This is a genomic window from Halomonas sp. NYA30 (assembly GCF_976980765.1).
The window spans coordinates 4319679-4336128 of the sequence record NZ_OZ334477.1; the positions used below are offsets into that span (position 1 = coordinate 4319679).

At 56.6% G+C, this 16450-nt stretch carries 15 protein-coding genes; 1 reads left to right on the plus strand and 14 read right to left on the minus strand.

Annotation, left to right across the window (positions count from 1 at the left end; all coding sequences use genetic code 11):
- Position 1 precedes the first annotated feature (1 nt).
- The 13 genes from ureA to ACWI0H_RS20045 form a co-directional block, all read right to left on the minus strand.
- Complete coding sequence (ureA, locus tag ACWI0H_RS19985; RefSeq protein ID WP_298968613.1) at positions 2 to 304, minus strand: urease subunit gamma; 303 nt, start codon at positions 302 to 304, stop codon at positions 2 to 4.
- A 27-nt stretch (positions 305 to 331) separates the two neighbouring features.
- Entirely contained in the window at positions 332 to 1216 is an 885-nt protein-coding gene (locus ACWI0H_RS19990; RefSeq protein WP_485874338.1) for an urease accessory protein UreD, read from the minus strand.
- Positions 1217 to 1444: 228 nt separating this feature from the next.
- The gene (locus ACWI0H_RS19995) at positions 1445 to 2806 is read right to left on the minus strand and encodes a diguanylate cyclase (protein WP_485874339.1); all 1362 of its coding nucleotides are present in this window, start codon (positions 2804 to 2806) and stop codon (positions 1445 to 1447) included.
- Between the two features lie 136 nt (positions 2807 to 2942).
- Positions 2943 to 3650, minus strand: coding sequence for an urea ABC transporter ATP-binding subunit UrtE (gene urtE, locus ACWI0H_RS20000; RefSeq protein ID WP_485874340.1), 708 nt, complete (start codon positions 3648 to 3650; stop codon positions 2943 to 2945).
- Positions 3650 to 4486 carry an urea ABC transporter ATP-binding protein UrtD gene (gene urtD / locus ACWI0H_RS20005; RefSeq protein ID WP_290701871.1) on the minus strand — a complete coding sequence of 279 codons (837 nt, stop codon included), beginning with the start codon at positions 4484 to 4486 and terminating at the stop codon, positions 3650 to 3652. The genes urtE and urtD overlap by 1 nt, the downstream gene beginning before the upstream one ends.
- On the minus strand, positions 4483 to 5652 hold the full coding sequence (gene urtC, locus ACWI0H_RS20010) for an urea ABC transporter permease subunit UrtC (RefSeq protein WP_485874341.1): 1170 nt from the start codon (positions 5650 to 5652) through the stop codon (positions 4483 to 4485). Before urtC ends, urtD begins: the two co-directional genes overlap by 4 nt.
- Positions 5653 to 5655: 3 nt before the next feature.
- Positions 5656 to 7275 carry an urea ABC transporter permease subunit UrtB gene (gene urtB / locus ACWI0H_RS20015; RefSeq protein WP_485874342.1) on the minus strand — a complete coding sequence of 540 codons (1620 nt, stop codon included), beginning with the start codon at positions 7273 to 7275 and terminating at the stop codon, positions 5656 to 5658.
- Positions 7276 to 7383: 108 nt separating this feature from the next.
- Positions 7384 to 8745, minus strand: coding sequence for an urea ABC transporter substrate-binding protein (gene urtA, locus ACWI0H_RS20020; protein WP_485874343.1), 1362 nt, complete (start codon positions 8743 to 8745; stop codon positions 7384 to 7386).
- A gap of 412 nt (positions 8746 to 9157) precedes the next feature.
- Positions 9158 to 10687, minus strand: a complete 1530-nt coding sequence (locus tag ACWI0H_RS20025) for a tripartite tricarboxylate transporter permease (RefSeq protein ID WP_485874344.1) — start codon at positions 10685 to 10687, stop codon at positions 9158 to 9160.
- Complete coding sequence (locus ACWI0H_RS20030) at positions 10687 to 11139, minus strand: tripartite tricarboxylate transporter TctB family protein (RefSeq protein ID WP_290701859.1); 453 nt, start codon at positions 11137 to 11139, stop codon at positions 10687 to 10689. The genes ACWI0H_RS20025 and ACWI0H_RS20030 overlap by 1 nt, the downstream gene beginning before the upstream one ends.
- A complete protein-coding gene (locus tag ACWI0H_RS20035; protein WP_485874345.1) occupies positions 11139 to 12131 on the minus strand; it encodes a Bug family tripartite tricarboxylate transporter substrate binding protein in 993 nt (330 codons plus the stop codon). The genes ACWI0H_RS20030 and ACWI0H_RS20035 overlap by 1 nt, the downstream gene beginning before the upstream one ends.
- Positions 12132 to 12331: 200 nt before the next feature.
- Complete coding sequence (locus tag ACWI0H_RS20040) at positions 12332 to 13063, minus strand: response regulator (protein ID WP_485874346.1); 732 nt, start codon at positions 13061 to 13063, stop codon at positions 12332 to 12334.
- 55 nt (positions 13064 to 13118) lie between these two features.
- Positions 13119 to 14792 carry an ATP-binding protein gene (locus ACWI0H_RS20045; protein WP_485874347.1) on the minus strand — a complete coding sequence of 558 codons (1674 nt, stop codon included), beginning with the start codon at positions 14790 to 14792 and terminating at the stop codon, positions 13119 to 13121.
- Between the two features lie 123 nt (positions 14793 to 14915).
- On the opposite strand from ACWI0H_RS20045, the gene ACWI0H_RS20050 reads away from it, so the two are divergent.
- On the plus strand, positions 14916 to 15662 hold the full coding sequence (locus ACWI0H_RS20050) for a DUF481 domain-containing protein (RefSeq protein ID WP_485874348.1): 747 nt from the start codon (positions 14916 to 14918) through the stop codon (positions 15660 to 15662).
- Positions 15663 to 15689: 27 nt separating this feature from the next.
- Here the strand turns inward: ACWI0H_RS20050 and ACWI0H_RS20055 are convergent, their stop codons facing one another.
- Entirely contained in the window at positions 15690 to 16436 is a 747-nt protein-coding gene (locus ACWI0H_RS20055; protein WP_101146832.1) for an outer membrane protein OmpK, read from the minus strand.
- Positions 16437 to 16450: the final 14 nt, after the last annotated feature.

Here is a 16450-nt window from a genome sequence, read left to right on the forward strand (position 1 = left end):
ACTAGTTGATAGGTGTGTGGACAGTGACCAGCTTGGTGCCGTCGGGGAAAGTGGCTTCGACCTGCACTTCGTCAACCATGTCAGCCACGCCCTCCATCACATCGTCACGGCTAAGAATCTCGCGGCCGTAGCTCATCAAATCAGCCACACTGCGGCCATCCCGGGCGCCTTCCATAATCTCGAAGCTAATCAGCGCCACCGCTTCGGGGTAATTCAGCTTCAACCCGCGTGCCTTACGTCGCTCGGCCAGTTGAGCAGCGGAAAAAAGAAGCAGCTTGTCTTTGTCTCTTGGGGTTAATTCCATGGGGCGTTTCTCCAGCAATCTATTCGATTAGGTTAACCAAATACGCGGTGTGTGGGCGTCTCGCTCGATCCATAGGGGGCGCAAAAGTTGCCAAGCCTGTTCGCATAATGCCCAGGCTTCATTACGCGCGTTACCCAAGTAGCGTAATAGCAGCACGCCATGGCGGACGGTAACCGCCCAGCGCGGGTTATCCGGCAGCGCTTCACGTAAGGCTTCAATGGCTACAGGGGCGTCGGTAATCCCCACCGCCCAAAGCGTGGCTTGTACGGTGGCGCCACCCTGGCCCCAACGCCCCTTAAAGCGGGGGTGCAAAGGATCGAGGGGCTGGCGTTCTAGCCACAGCGGTTTGCCGTCCAGGGTTAAGCGGAAGTGCTGCTCAATACGCCCGGAAACATAGGGTAAGTCGCTGGCGGGGCGGCCTAGCGCCATCACTTCCCAGCCCAGGCAGCGGGCGCTGCCATGCAGCTCGATATGGGTGCGCTGCTCGCCTTTCGAGCCATCGAAGGCGATGGTCTCCTGGGGCAGCCACTCCAGAGTGGCGCCATCTTCAACGCTTAGCCGGGTGTGCTGAGTCCAAGCCACGCCCTGGCTATCAGCTTTGTAGAGTTTATTGGCAGCAGGCGTTGTGATTAGCGCATGGGCACCGCCCGCGACATGAGCGCTAATGGTGAGCGCATCGCCGCTCACCAGTCCGCCCGGCGGGTGCAGCACGTACACATGGCACGCCTCATCGCGGCCCTCTGGGTAGAATGGCCGCTGCACCCGCAGCGGCCCCTGGTGGCGAGCCTGTACCATGCGAGTAACGCCGTCACGTTGGGCAAACGTCAAGGCCAACGAGGCCGCCCAGTGGCGGCCTTGATCGAAGCGGTGGCCAGAGGCAATGTGTGGTTTGGCAAGTTCGCACAGGATCATGGGTTGCTATCGCTTCCTTTTTCACTAAGCCTTTGACATAGGTAAGCAATTAATGCGCCAAAATGGTGAAAAGCCTTGTTGTGCGGTCAATGGCAGGGATGAACGGCGGTGACTTGCAGTGCTACGCATCTAGACGCACCAATAAAGCACGACACTAGGCCTCATATGCACCAAATAAATGCACTCACTACTTATTTAGCGCTCAGCTTGCACTCACTTTTCACACCATTACTGCATAAAGACCCGGTTACGCCCGCCGCGCTTCGCTTCATAAAGAGCTTGATCAGCCCGCTGCAAGGAGTGGTGATAGTCCGGGTGGCCATCGTGAAGCGTTACACCCACGCTAATCGTCACGTTAAGCAGCGTATCGGCGCCAGCGAGCATCGGCTCTTTAGCCACCGATTGGCGTAAACGCTCAGCAAATAACCGGCTGCCGTCATGGTCAGTATTGACCAGCACAATCAAAAACTCCTCGCCGCCCATGCGAAACACGTAATCACCCCCACGGGTGGAGCGATCAAGGATGCTCGCCACCTGCTGCAGCACGTTGTCGCCAGCGTCGTGCCCATGAGTATCGTTGATCGATTTGAAGTGATCGATATCTACCATTAACAGCGCAAAGCAGTGCTCCGAATGGCGAGCAATGTCTATTTCGCGGTTAAGCACCACTGACAAAAACTTGCGGTTGAGCAACCGGGTTAAGCTGTCGCGCCCTGCGTCCAAACCGGAGGCACGCTCTATCACATTGTCGAGCAGCATCAACACCGTGCGGGCGGCATCACGAATCTCGCTCAGCGCCTTAAGTCGCTGGCTAGCATCTTCATGATGCAGCACTGCCAGCCACTCACTATCCACTTGCTGAATATGGCGTGAAATAGTGGCAATCTCTGGCACGCCCTCGAACGCATGGCACGCTTTATGGAAGTACCACAGACCAAAATCGGAATTCGACAACCGCGGCAGCGTGGCGATATTCTGCTGGGCGGCTATGGCAAACATCAGCGCATTCTCCCAATTCAACAGCGCCGAACGCTGGCGTTCACGCTCGTCGCCGATGCTTTGCGTAAGGGAAAATAGTTTGTACGACTCTTCGGTGCGCGCATTACGGTCACTGGCCACCGAGTAGGCGTGGCTCATGATTTCCATGGCCATATCGATATGATCAGAGACATACACCGCGGCATCCCCCGGCGATAGCGGACTTTTGAACGTGGCGTTGAGCTGCTGATAAAACGCCTGCTTCAGCTGCCGTGCCCCGTTTAGCACCAGGTTGACCGGAATATCGATGCGAGCATGCACCTGCCCCACTTTTTCCTGCTGCTCAACCAGGGATTCAAAATCGGCGTGCTCAACGGCAAACATGGCCTTCAGCCAGCGCCGCATTGAGGGGTTTAAGCGCAGTGCCACTTGATCGTTGGAGAGAAACAGCGAGGCATGCGGATCTTCCAGCATCACCCGATAAAAGTGGTCAGCAAATTTTTGGCAGTGGTGCTCGACCAAGGTCTCGACTGCTTGCCGCAACGGCTTGGGCGTGCGCTCCATAAGCGCTTGCCACTCGGCGGCGAGCTGTTGTTTATCTTTATAGCGCATACCCCACCTGCTTTTTATTGATCAACAGCCGATATTACACGCCAAGCAGTGCTGTCAACCGAACACAGAACAGGGTTTTAACGAATAAGCCCGCCGAAGATTTAAGTGGCGGGCTTGATGACCAGCTGTGGATAACTTAAACCGTCAAATGCTGCTTGATCAGCTCATTGGAGAGCTCGCTGATCTCGCCTTTGGCCACCGGTCGGCCGCGATCCATGATCACAAAACGGTCGGCGTACTTACGGGCGAAGGGTAGCTTCTGCTCCACCAGCAGTACGGTTAAACCATCCTCGTTGATCAACTGACGAATCACTTGACCGATCTGGGCGACGATATTGGGCTGAATGCCCTCCCCTGGTTCGTCCAAAATCAACAGCTTGGGTTCGATGACCAGCGCGCGGCCAATCGCCAGTTGCTGCTGTTGCCCGCCGGATAAATCACCGCCACGGCGGTTTTTCATCTCCTTGAGCACGGGGAACAGCTCATAGACGCGCTCGGGAATCTTTTTCAGCCCGTCGCTGCGGGCGGCAAGGCCGGTGCGCAGGCTCTCCTCTACGGTCAGCAGCGGAAATATCTGCCGCCCTTGGGGCACGTAGCCAATTCCCAACCGCGAGCGCGCCTCAACGGCTTTTTTAGTCAGCTCGATCTCGCCTGCCTCGGCGGTGTAGCGCAGCTCGCCACTTTTGACGGCCACTTCGCCCATGACAGCTTTCAGCAGCGTGGTTTTACCCACGCCGTTGCGCCCCATTACGCAAGTGCACTGACCTCTGGGCACATCAAGGTCCAAATCCCACAGGGTGTGGCTTTCGCCGTAGAACTGATTGAGCTTTTCAATCGCTAGCATTAGGCAGCCTCCTCGTCATCGGCACCCAGGTAGACCTCGATTACTTTGGGGTCGTTGGAGACTTGATCCATGGTGCCTTCCGCCAGCACGCTGCCTTGGTGCAGCACAGTCACTTGGCGAGCAATGGAGCGCACAAACCCCATATCGTGCTCGACCACCACCACCGACTGCTTGCCTGCAAGCCCGGTGAGCAGCTCGGCGGTGCGTTCCATCTCCTGTTCGGTCATGCCCGCGACAGGCTCATCCACCAGTAATAGACGCGGGCGCTGCATCAGCAGCATGCCGATCTCCAGCCACTGTTTCTGGCCGTGGGAAAGAATGCCTGCGGGCTGATGGCGCAGTGCCGTCAGGCCGATGGTTTCCAACACTTCATCGATGCGGTCTTTGATCTCGCCGGTCATGCGGGCGGTCAGGGTGGGAAAGATCCGCTTGTCGGCGGCCATTGCCAGCTCCAGGTTTTCAAATACCGAGAGCGCTTCGAAGACCGTCGGCTTTTGGAACTTGCGGCCAATGCCCAGGCTGGCGATATCGGGCTCGTTCATATGCAGCAGGTTGTGGCGGCTGCCGAACCATACGCTGCCGCTATTGGGCCGGGTTTTGCCGGTGATGATATCCATCATGGTGGTTTTGCCCGCCCCGTTGGGGCCGATAATGCAGCGCAGCTCACCGTCGTTGATGGTCAGGTTAAGGTTATTGATGGCTTTAAAACCATCGAAGCTGACGGTGACATCTTCCATATACAGAATCGGCCCATGGCGAACGTCCACCGGTGAGGCTTGAGGCGCCATAAAATCGAACACCCGGTCACGCTGGGTCAGCGATTGCAGCAAACTCATGCGGAGGCCTCCTTGGATGTCTGTGATTGGTCAGGGTTAGCCGAATCGTCGCGCTTACGACGCTTGAGATAGCCAAACAGCCCCGCCACCCCCTTGGGCAGAAACACCGTGACCAGTACGAACATCGCGCCCAGGGCAAACAGCCAGGCATCGGGCATAACGCCGGTAAAGATGGTTTTGGCGTAGTTGACCAGAATGGCGCCAATCACCGCGCCATACAGCGTGGCGCGACCGCCCAGTGCGACCCACAGCACAATCTCGATGGAGAAAATCGGCGAGAATTCGCTGGGGTTGATGATCCCCACTTGCGGCACGTAGAGCGCCCCGGCTAGGCCCGCCAGCATGGCCGATACCACAAACACAAACAGTTGAAAGCGCTCGACCCGATAACCAAGAAAACGCGTGCGCGCTTCAGCGTCGCGGGTGGCCACGCTCACCCGACCCAGCTTGCTGGTGACAATCGCACGGCAGAGAATAAAGCCCAGCGCCAGCGCAACGCCGGTGGCTAGGAACAGCCCTAGGCGGGTGGCGTCGCTGCGCAGGTCAAAACCAATAATTTCGCGGAAGTCAGTCAGGCCGTTATTACCGCCAAAGCCCATCTCGTTACGAAAGAAAGCCAGCATCAGGGCAAAGGTCAGCGCCTGGGTGATGATCGATAGATACACCCCGGTGACCCGAGAGCGGAACGCCAAGAAGCCAAACACCAGCGCCAGCAACCCAGGCGCCAGCAGTACCATGGCAAAAGCGAACCAGGCCATATCGAAGCCGTGCCAGAACCACGGCAGGCTGTCCCAGTTCAGGAACACCATAAAGTCGGGCAGTACAGGGTGGCCGTAGGTGCCGCGATCGCCAATCTGGCGCATTAAATACATGCCCATGGCGTAACCACCGATGGCGAAGAAGGCGCCGTGGCCGAGGCTTAAAATGCCTAGATAGCCCCACACCAGGTCCACCGCGACGGCCAGCAGCGCGTAGCTTAGGTACTTGCCAAACAGATTGACCGTATAGGCGCCCACATGCAGCGGGTTATCCGGCGGCACTGCCACGTGTAGCAGGGTGACCAGCGCCAGCGCGGCCAGTAGCACGCCGAGAAAAATCTGGGTGGAGCGTTCACTGAACGGGCGTGTTAGCCAAAAGTTCGTCGAAGATTCGGTCGTTAGTGACATCGTTTAGCCCTCCGCAGCCCGGCCCTTCTGCGGGAAGAGTCCACGCGGGCGTTTCTGAATGAATAGGATGATGAAGACCAGCACGATGATCTTGGCCAGTACCGCGCCTGCCCAAGGTTCCAGCACTTGGTTGATGACACCCAGCGATAGCCCGGCCACCAGCGTGCCCCACAGGTTACCCACGCCGCCGAACACCACCACCATGAAGGAGTCGATGATGTAGTTCTGCCCCAGGTTGGGGCCGACGTTGGTAAGCTGGGAGAGCGCGACACCGGCAAGCCCTGCCACACCCGAACCTAATGCAAAAGTCATGATATCCACGCGAGTGGCACGAATGCCCATGGAGCGGGCCATGGCGCGGTTCTGGGTGACAGCACGTACCTCTAGCCCCAGCCGTGTACGGCGCATGATCAGCATCAGGCCCGCAAACACCACCAGCGCAAAGCCGAGCACGTACATGCGGTTGAGCGTTAATGACAACGCATCGTTGACCACTAGGGAGCCGCTCATCCACTCAGGGGTGATGACGGTGCGGTTGAGCGGAGAAATCACCGTGCGTACCAGCTGCTGCAGAATCAGGCTGATACCGAAGGTTGCCAGCAGGGTTTCCAGCGGGCGGCCTTTGAGGAATTGAATCACGCCGCGTTCGATCGCCACGCCCGCTAAGGCGGCAACCATAAAGCCTGCGGGAATCGATAGAATCAACGCCAAGCCCGGCTGGCCAGGCAATAGTTGCTGCATCGCCCAGGTGGTGTAGGCGCCCAGCATCATTAGCTCGCCGTGGGCCATGTTGATCACGCCCATGACGCCAAAGGTGATCGCCAAGCCAATGGCGGCCAGCACCAGCACCGAACCAAGGCTCAAGCCGAAATAGAGGGTTTCCAGGCCGCGGTTGATCTTGAGCTGCTGCTCGATGCCCGTCAGTGAAGCGGCAGCGGCATTGGCGACGACGGGATCATCGCCATTGGCTGCCCGACTCAACGCCACACGCGAGCGCGGGTGCAGGCTGCCGTCCAGCGCTTCGACCCCGGCCATTTCACCGGCTTCAGCGCGGTAGATCGCCACGGCTTGAGTCAGGCGATAGCGCACCTGCTCGTCCTCTTCCTGCTCGATCAAGTCATCAAGCGTGGGCACCAGTTCACCGTCTACTTCACCTAGCAGACGCTCGGCCGAGGTACGGCGGCGCTCCACGTTAGGCGAGTAGAGGTCAACGACCGCGATGGCACTGCGCAGTTGATTGCGCAGGTTGTTGTTGATACCGATACGCTCCAGGTCACGGCGGGACATCTCGCCCAGCGCTTCGCCGGTCAAGACATCGGCCACCGACCAGTCGCGGCCGCGGTTCTCGAGTACCAGTACAAAGCGGCCGTCTTCGGTGCGCTGTAAGCGGCCATCCAGCAAGGCCTGCAGCCAGTCTCGTGCGCGCTCATCATCGCTTTGTAAAATAGCGGTAATAGCTTCGCCTTTGGCGGTGTAGGACTCAACGTCTAGCGCCTCTAGCAGTTCGAGCGCGGCCGCATCATTAGTGGAGCTGCTGCTGGCGTCTGTTGATTGTGCTTGTGCGTGGAGGGTAATCCCCAACAGCAGGAAGCAGAGCAGCGCCAAGGAAAGGAAACGCCTCATGGGGTTCTTCCTTTGGTTATTTAAAAACGGTTATCTAAGAGGGAAAGATAGCGTGCTCCTTGCCGCGCCAACCATCGAACCACGGCGCGGCAAGGGAGGTGTTATGCCTTACTCAGCGAGTGCCGCTTCGGCTTCTTCTGCTGCGGTGCTGCCACCGCACGAGCCGTTCACGACGTTAAAGTTGCCGCACTCCATCGGCTTGCGCCAATCGGCAATCAGGTCACGCGAGCCAGGCAGGTAGTCAGACCAAGCATCGCCCGCCACGGTAGAAGGCGTCTGCCACACGATGTCGAACTGGCCGTTGTCCTGAATCTCACCGATCAACACCGGTTTGGTGATGTGGTGGTTGGGCATCATCGCCGCATAGCCGCCGGAGAGGTTAGGCACGGTGACACCAATAATGGCGTCTTTAACCGTGTCGACGTCTGTCGTGCCCGCTTTGCGAACCGCTTCGGCCCACATGTTGAAGCCGATGTAGTGCGCTTCCATTGGGTCGTTGGTGACGGCCATATCGTCGCCGGTGTACTCAATCCAGGCATCGATAAAGTCGTAGTTGTCGTCGTTATCGACGCTCATAAAGTAGTTCCAGGCAGCCAAGTGGCCCACTAGCGGCGCGGTATCGATACCGGTCAGCTCCTGCTCACCCACCGAGAAGGCGATGACCGGAATATCGGCCGCGTCGATGCCCTGGTTGGAAAGCTCGGTATAGAACGGCACGTTGGCGTCGCCGTTCACGGTCGAGATCACCGCAGTGGGTTTACCCTCTTCGCCGAAACGGCGAATTTCGGCCACGATGTTCTGCCAATCGGAGTGACCGAACGGCGTGTAGTTGACCATGATGTCCTCATCCGCGATGCCGTGTTCGTCCTTGAGGAAGGCTTCAAGGATACGGTTGGTGGTACGCGGATAGACATAGTCAGTACCCACTAGCGCAAAGCGCTCGATACCCACTTCGTTGATAAGGTATTCAACCGCAGGAATCGCCTGCTGGTTAGGCGCTGCGCCGGTGTAGAAGACGTTTTCAGAGGACTCTTCGCCTTCATACTGCACCGGGTAGAACAGCAGGCCGTTGAGTTCCTCAACGACGGGCAGTACCGATTTACGCGATACCGAGGTCCAGTTACCGAAGATGACGTCGACTTCTTCTTGTGCCAATAGCTCACGAGCACGTTCGGCAAACAGCGGCCAGTTAGAGGCAGGATCCACCACCACGGCTTCCAACTGACGGCCCAGCAAACCACCGGCTTCGTTCTGCTGTTCAATCAGCATTTCAACGGTGTCTTTAAGAACCGTTTCACTGATCGCCATGGTGCCAGAGAGGGAGTGCAGGATACCGACTTTGATTGGGTCATCATCTTGGGCGACGGCTTGGGTGCTGGCACCCATAACAGCGGCAGTCAGCAGAGCGGTCGCGAATCGGCCACCTGACAGCAATGAGCGCGGGTGTGTCGAGCGATTGAGAGTGTTCATTGTTAATCTCCTTGCACCCCTTATGGCTGGGGTTTGTTATGACCGGGGCTTGATGATTGGCTTCGCACTTGGGGTTGTTGTGTTAGCTCCCCCCAATACGTCCACTAGCCTTTAACACTTGCAAGGGGTGCGCCAGATTGGCACAAAGATCATTTATACTTACCCAATCAGTGACTTAGTTAAAATTTAATATTCCTAATTGTCGCCAAGCGCACCAAAATAAAGCATAAGCTTGTTGCTGAAGCACTTTATCAATGCACCAATAAGATTCAACGCACCAACTCGGCACTTAGATTAGCCATATACAATTTAGAAACTTTCCAATTACTCTGCAGTTATAAGAAATACAAGAAGAAAAAAGGGGCGCCGACTTTCGTCGGCGCCCCGTTGCTCAACATTACTGCTTTACGTATTAATCGCTTTCAGGCGAGCCTGACGTAGGCTTTGCTCCCTTCATCCCACGACGCAGGAGGGGGCCCACGATATAAGGCAAGATCAAGCCCAATCCAGCAAACACCCAAAGGCCGATAGCTAGGCCGCTATCCCAAAGAATCATCCAGTCGCCATCGGAGATATCCATGGCATGGCGTAGGTTCTTCTCCATTTCGGGCCCCAACAACAAGCCAAGAATCACTGGCACCAGCGGAATCTCAAGCTTACGCAGGACATAACCACCCACCCCAAAGGCCACCATGAAGTAGAGGTCAAAGATGGTGTTACTGATCGAGTAGATACCCACGAAGGCAATCATCGTGACGATCGGCAACAAGTACATCGGCGGCACGGACAGCAGCTTGACGAAGATGCCCACCAACGGAATATTAAGGATCAGCAGCAAAAAGTTACCGATCAATAGCGCTGCGATCACGCCCCAGACGATGTCGGCATTCTGGGTGAACATCAGCGGCCCAGGGGTGATGTTGAGCGAAATCAATAACGCTAAGAGTACTGCGGTAGTACCACTACCCGGCACACCCAGCGTTAGCATGGGAACCAGAGCACCGCTCGAAGCGGCGTTGTTGCCAGCTTCAGGCGCCGCCACACCGCGCGGGTCGCCTTCTCCAAAATTACCCTTTTTACCCAACACACGTTTTTCAAGGGTATAGCTGATGAAGCTACCCAACGAAGCACCGGCACCCGGTAGCACGCCGGCAACAAACCCCAACACCCCTCCACGGAAGCTGGTGGGTAGAATGTCGCGGATATCCTTCCAGGAAAGCGAAAGTTTATTGACCTTCATCTTTTCCTTACCACCGCCTGCACGCTCCTCAATGAAGAACAGCAGTTCGGAAATGGCAAACAGGCCGACGATAGCAATGATGAAGTCTACGCCTTCAAAAAGTTCGAGTACCCCGAAGGTGTAGCGCTGCACGCCGGTATTGTCGATACCCACCGTGGCGATCATTAAGCCAATACTGGCGGCGACTACCGTTTTGATAGGGTTTTTGCCGGTGATGCCGCCTAAGGTAGCGAACGCCAGCAGGAAGAGTGCGAAATATTCTGCCGGACCGAACGTCAGGGCAAAATTAGCCAGCAGTGGCGCCAGCAGAATCAAACCAATCGTGGCGATCAGACTACCGATAAAGGAGGCCACGGCAGAGATTGCCAGTGCCTCGGAAGCCTTGCCCTTCTGGGCCATAGGATACCCGTCAAGACAGGTCATCATGGCCGGTTCATCGCCGGGAATATTCAACAGAATCGATGATATACGCCCACCGTACATGGCACCCGCATACACTGACGTCAGCATAATCAGAGCCGTTTCTGGGGCGAGCCCCAAGCTAAATGCCAGCGGTATCAGAATGGCCACGCCATTGGCGGGGCCTAACCCCGGCAAGGCGCCAATCAAGGTGCCCAGAAAAGCACCTAGCAAGGCGAACATCAGGTTATGGGGCTGCAGAGCAACGCCAAAACCATCCATTAGGTAACCTAGAGTTTCCATCAGTTCACCTCCAGGAATGACAACAGACCCAGCGGTAAGGCGAGATCAAGTGCAAAACTAAACAGAAAGTACACCACCACTGCCGAGACTGCCCCGGTCATGTAAGCATTGAGCGGCCGAGCCCCCATGCGCCAGCAAAGCGTCCCCACCGCCAACGTGGTGCTAATAATAAAGCCCAGTGGCTGAAGCAGCATGGCGTAAAAGATCAGCACCACTACGGCGATAATCAGCTCAATACCGGTACGGCTCCATGGCCAGGCATTGTCAGGGTCAGGGCGTACAATCAGATAAAGGCTGGAAATGGCCAGCACCACGGCCAGCAGCTTCGGAAAAGTGTCAGGACCGACAGCCTCGGCCCCACCAAACGGCTCCGGGAACTGAGTGGCGGCCCAGCCGTACGCGACGGCCAGGACGATCATCAAGACCCCAAAGATGCGGTCGTTAAAGGTCATTACTGAATCAACCCGATATCTTTAGAAAGCTGTTCAATGTCACTGATCTGGTTGAGTACAAACTCTTCAAACTCACCAGCAGTCATGTGGAAAGGCATCAAACCGTTTTGAGCCATGACGTTCTGCCACTCTTCACTCTGGTAAATAGTGTCCATGGCATCGGTCCAATACGTTTCAGCTTCTTCGGAGACATCCGCAGGCATATAAAAGCCGCGCCAGTTGGGGCCAAGGGCGTCGATGCCTTGCTCACGGGCAGTGGGGATGTCGGCTAGGTCGCCGGGCAAACGCTCTTCGGAAAGCACAGCCAGCACGCGCAAATCGCCGGACTCCATAAACCCTTGGGCTTCAGTGATATCACCGGTAAAGGCATCCACGTGCCCACCGATCACCTGGGTTAACGCTTCGCCACCATTGTTGTAAGAAAGGTAGGCAATGCGGGGAAGGTTTTCGACATCGGCTGCTTGAGCGGCAATCAGAACTTTAAGATGATCCCAGCCACCCTTAGCGCTACCGCCAGCGAACTTAACACTGCGCGGGTCTTCTTTGAGCGATTCCATCAGTTCATTGAGGTCATCAATCTCGGAATCAGCGGCCACGGCGATAATCCCGTAATCCGCCCCTAGGGCACCGATCCAATTGACCTGATCGGCAGTCAACCCGGGGAATTGCCCTTGAGCCAGACGAGTGGTCGTGGCGGTAGATGCAGCCACCAGCAGATGGTCGTCGCCAGCGCGCTTGCTGACGGTATGAGCAAACGCCACACCGCCACCAGCGCCAGCCATGTTGATGGTTTGTACATTCGCTGGCACTAGATCAAGTTCTTGCATGACATTACCCACACTGCGACAGGTAAAGTCCCAGCCGCCGCCCGGGTCAGAGGGCGCAATACACTCTACTTTACCTTCAGGCTCGAAGGCTGAAGCGGTACTGGAAAAGGTGGTAACAGCCGCTAGCGGCAGGGCCAGCAGAGTTAGGAGTTTAAAATGAGTCATGGCGTTCTCCACGTATCAGTGTTGTTGTGTGGGTACGGTTGTATTGATGTTGTTGTGTGAGGCGTCTTATTGTGAGACTGCACGTCGCGAACGTTAGAAGACCACTACCCTGACCGACAAGCTTGTGCGCATAAAAGACAAAAAGTTCTTTACGGGCATTTTGTTCATTTTGTTCACGCCTGTTTGCTTGCAGTCAGCACTTATAGAGCATCTAGCCACTTGTGTGCCGTTGCTAACAATCGGTAGCGTCGCTCGGGCCGCCCTACATCACCATAGCCCAGCTCGGCACTCACTGCCTGCTCGGCGACCAGGAACTCTAAATACCGCCGCGCGGTTGAGCGGCTAGCGCCCATGGTGCGCGCCATCTGCATGGCGGTAAGCGAGTCGGGGGCGGCAGCCAGTGAGTCGATCACCCGGCGCAGCGTCAGCCGATCAATCCCTTTGGGCAATGATTGAGTTTTAGCACGCGGCGTTTCGCCGGGCTTCAAGCGCGCCAGTACATGATCCAGCTCGTCCTGATTCATCTCGGCACGGTTGGCCAACGCCTCTCTCTCGCGACGAAAGCGAGTCAGCATCTGGGTCATCCGCGAGGCTTCGATGGGCTTGATCAGATAGTCGAAAACCCCGCCGCGCAGCGCTTCGCTGATGGTTTCCACTTCCCGGGCGGCGGTGACCATGACGATATCCACATGTACATGGTCACGGCGAATCGCCCACAGCAGCTCTAAACCCTCCACATCAGGAAGATAGGCGTCTAATAAAATCAATTGGATGCTGGAAGCGCGCTCCGCCATTAGCGCTTTAGCTTCACTACCGTTGCGCGCCATGCCAGCCACATAAAAGCCGTCACTCTGCTCAATAAAAGCTCTGTGAATATCGGCAATGCGAAAATCGTCTTCAACGACCAAAATGCCGTACTGCCCATCAGACATTACTTCCCCCTAGCCGTTGTGGTCACTGTTTTTGAAATTGTTGTTGAGACGGTAGTCAATATTGCTGCGCGCACAACGAGCGGTCGAGTACTGCGGTAAAGCAGGCGCCACCCAGTTCGCTCTCTTCAAGCGTCACTGCGCCGCCGTGCTGGCGACAGAGCCTCGCTACCAGCGCTAGGCCAATGCCCTGGTGCTTGCCAGTTTTGGTCGAGAAACCCTCCTGGAAAATCGACTCGGCAAATTGAGCGGGCACCCCCGGCCCGTTATCTTCCACTTCGATTAGCAGCTGCTCGCCCAAATCAGTGAAAAACAGCCGCACGTTGGGCTCTTCGCTTGGCCCATTCAGCGCGGCATAGAAGGCGTTGTCCAGTAAGTTACCCACCACGCTCATCATTACCTCTTGCCCGGTGGGCGTTAGCGGGCAAGAGAGCGAGCTTTGCTCGTCAATTTCCAGCGTCACGCCGAGCTCCCGCGCGCGGGTTAGTTTACCCAGCAGCGTGCCGCTAAGCACGGCATCAGCCACGTTGCGCATTAAAAAGCTCATTTGTGCCTGGGCGCGTTCGGTCTCCTGGTGGATCAGCGCCAAGGCTTCATCAATGCGCTGTAACTGCAGTAACCCAGAGATGGTGTAGAGCTTGTTGGAAAACTCGTGGGCCTGGGCGCGCAGCATATCTACATCTCGGCTGGCCTGGGTTAGCGCTTGGGAGAGGTCGACTATCTCGCGGCGGCTACGGAAGGTGGCCACCGCTCCTTCAATCTCTCCCTCGTACAGAATCGGCACCCGGTTGACGACAACAGGATGATCACCCAGCCACATCTCCTGATCGAATTCCTGTTCACCGCGCCGGAGTACCTCTAGCAGCCTGGAATTAGGCACCACCTCACGAATGGGTTGCCCCAGCAGCACATGTTCGTCATCCAAGTTGAGAAAGCGCCGCGCCTGCTGGTTGACCAGGGTGATATGTCCTTCCCGGTTAACCGCCAGGATGCCTTCGTGGATCGACTGCAAAATGGCTTCTTTCTCCATCGCTAGTCGGGCAATCTCGTAAGGCTCCAGGCCGAGAATGACCTTTTTAAGGTGCTGCGACAGCCAATAGGCTCCGGCAAACCCCAGGCAGATCATCAGCGCTACCAGTACCCAGCCAACGCTGTTGTAGCGCGCCACGTCCATCTCGACGCGATCCATCATAAAGCCGACGGACACCAGGCCAATAATATTGCCCTCTTCATCCCAAATGGGCGCTTTGCCGCGCATGGCGGTGCCTAGTGAACCGGTCGCCTCAGAGACATAGAACTGACCATGGATCAGCGCTTGATCGTTATCGCCGCCCACCATCGGTTTCCCAATCCGCTCGGGCAACGGGTGGGAGTAGCGGATGCCTTGAGCATTGCCAACCACGACATAGCGCGCCCCGGTTTCATGGCGAACCCGTTCTGCCAGCGGCTGAATAATATAGGCGGGGTCAGGGATCTCGAACGCGTTGATAATTTGCGGCATTGACGCCACTGTTTTGGTCACCGCCAGCGCGCGTTCGCCCATCTGCTGGCTAATAATTTCCGCTTTGCGGAGATTGAGATACGTTCCCTGGGCCAGTAGCATGCCCGCCAAGAGCAGCCCGACCAACAGCATCACCTGCAGGCGAAAACTGCGTTTATACCAACTGCGCCTCGCACGGGTTCGCCGCCAGCGCTGCAGTTCGGCTAATGTTCGGGGGCGAGGAACGCTCATAAGGAGACTCGAAATGCGTGACCGCACCATTATGGCACGCGCCAGCAAACGGCGTTAATTGCCATCACTCGTGTCATCGTTCGCTGATATAATACTGCGCTGCCAAAACCAAGGAGGGATGTAGTGGCAATCGTTCGATGGATTTTTGTGTTGGCCTGTTGGCCACTGTGGTTAACCGCGGCTTATGCCAGCCCGTTTTACGCCCCACCGCCGCCCCAGGAAGATGCGCCCGTATTCAGCGGCGATGCCGAGCTAGGGTTTACCCACCTTTCAGGCAATACCAATAGCCAAACGTTGATCGGCAAAACCCTGCTGACTTGGTTAACCGGTAAGTTTACCTACTCGCTACGCGGTGAAGTCCGCACAGTCAGTAAAGATAACGAAACCAGTGCCGAGCAGTACCTGGTTGCCGGGCGTGAGCGCTATGAGCTAGACGGCCCGCACTATCTTTTTGGCTTTGCCCGCTGGGAGAAAGACCGCTTTGCCGGTTATGACCAGCAGTTGTCTGCGATTGGGGGTTACGGGCGCCAGATTCTGGAGAATGGCACCCATACGCTGTCGTTAGAAGCAGGCCCTGGCTATCGTCACGACCGGCTGCGCGAGTACGAAGATGAACGCTTAATGGTGACCTACACGGCGTTGGATTATCGTTGGGGATTTTCTGACTACGCTGATATTGAGCAGGAAATGTCGGTGGAGTATACCGACCAAAACACCACCTCTCGCTCGTTAACAGCACTTACCGCCAGGCTCAACTCGAAGCTGTCGCTGCGCTTATCCCATGAGATTAAACACAACTCCCAGCCGCCTGACGAGACCAGTGAGCGAACCGACAGTACCACCAGCGCTTCACTGCTTTATCGTTGGTAGCGCCTGGGCGGCGCTTCCCCTTGACGATCAGAAGTGGAATTTAACCAGCGCGCTGACGGCGCTTTCGGTGTCCATGACATCGTCGGCAAGGCCATATTTATGGTGCCAGTACGAGTACTCGATCCCGGCGTAAAGTACGCCTGGGTGGCCGCGATAGTGGCCCAAATCAAGTTTCAACTGCGGATTGAAATGAAACTCTGCGGCATGATCCGACGCCGCCGACGAGTAATCGATGTAGCCATCAAACAAGAAGCGCGACGCCCCTACCTCGAAAGGCGCTCCCCAGGTTAGCGTCAGCTGCAGGTCATCGGCGATTTCACTGTTGTTCACGTAATAGAACGTGCTATTGAAATACTGGGTTCCTGGCACGTCCCAGGCAAAGCTAACGCCCGTCAGGATATTGGTGGCATCGGTGCCGCCGCCAAATTCGTAAGTGCCCGCCAGCGATACGTCTTTAAGCAAACCCCGCTGCAAATCAACGCCGCTCAGCCAGCCAAGGCTTAACGCCGGGGAGAATTCGCCGTACAGGTCGTCGTCGCCATCGGCCCTGCCCCTCCCCTGATTGCGATCTACAAACAGAAAGGTGCCACCCCAGTCGTGCGCGGTGACGTTCTCAAACGTCACGTAAGTATCGGTGCGTTCCTCTCTGCCAAATGCTTGATACTGATCGCTATACAGCAGTGAGATACTCGAGTCTGAAAATAACTTCTCAGCCGATGCAAACGGTGATATCAACATGGCAGCGACTAAACCGGCTGTGGATAAATAATTCATGCGTTCCCCTCGTT

Bases quoted from the DNA above. Each gene is read 5' to 3' on its own strand.
- ureA (WP_298968613.1), bottom strand. From the start codon at position 304: ATGGAATTAACCCCAAGAGACAAAGACAAGCTGCTTCTTTTTTCCGCT.
- ACWI0H_RS19990 (WP_485874338.1), bottom strand. From the start codon at position 1,216: ATGATCCTGTGCGAACTTGCCAAACCACACATTGCCTCTGGCCACCGC.
- ACWI0H_RS19995 (WP_485874339.1), bottom strand. From the start codon at position 2,806: ATGCGCTATAAAGATAAACAACAGCTCGCCGCCGAGTGGCAAGCGCTT.
- urtE (WP_485874340.1), bottom strand. From the start codon at position 3,650: ATGCTAGCGATTGAAAAGCTCAATCAGTTCTACGGCGAAAGCCACACC.
- urtD (WP_290701871.1), bottom strand. From the start codon at position 4,486: ATGAGTTTGCTGCAATCGCTGACCCAGCGTGACCGGGTGTTCGATTTT.
- urtC (WP_485874341.1), bottom strand. From the start codon at position 5,652: ATGTCACTAACGACCGAATCTTCGACGAACTTTTGGCTAACACGCCCG.
- urtB (WP_485874342.1), bottom strand. From the start codon at position 7,275: ATGAGGCGTTTCCTTTCCTTGGCGCTGCTCTGCTTCCTGCTGTTGGGG.
- urtA (WP_485874343.1), bottom strand. From the start codon at position 8,745: ATGAACACTCTCAATCGCTCGACACACCCGCGCTCATTGCTGTCAGGT.
- ACWI0H_RS20025 (WP_485874344.1), bottom strand. From the start codon at position 10,687: ATGGAAACTCTAGGTTACCTAATGGATGGTTTTGGCGTTGCTCTGCAG.
- ACWI0H_RS20030 (WP_290701859.1), bottom strand. From the start codon at position 11,139: ATGACCTTTAACGACCGCATCTTTGGGGTCTTGATGATCGTCCTGGCC.
- ACWI0H_RS20035 (WP_485874345.1), bottom strand. From the start codon at position 12,131: ATGACTCATTTTAAACTCCTAACTCTGCTGGCCCTGCCGCTAGCGGCT.
- ACWI0H_RS20040 (WP_485874346.1), bottom strand. From the start codon at position 13,063: ATGTCTGATGGGCAGTACGGCATTTTGGTCGTTGAAGACGATTTTCGC.
- ACWI0H_RS20045 (WP_485874347.1), bottom strand. From the start codon at position 14,792: ATGAGCGTTCCTCGCCCCCGAACATTAGCCGAACTGCAGCGCTGGCGG.
- ACWI0H_RS20055 (WP_101146832.1), bottom strand. From the start codon at position 16,436: ATGAATTATTTATCCACAGCCGGTTTAGTCGCTGCCATGTTGATATCA.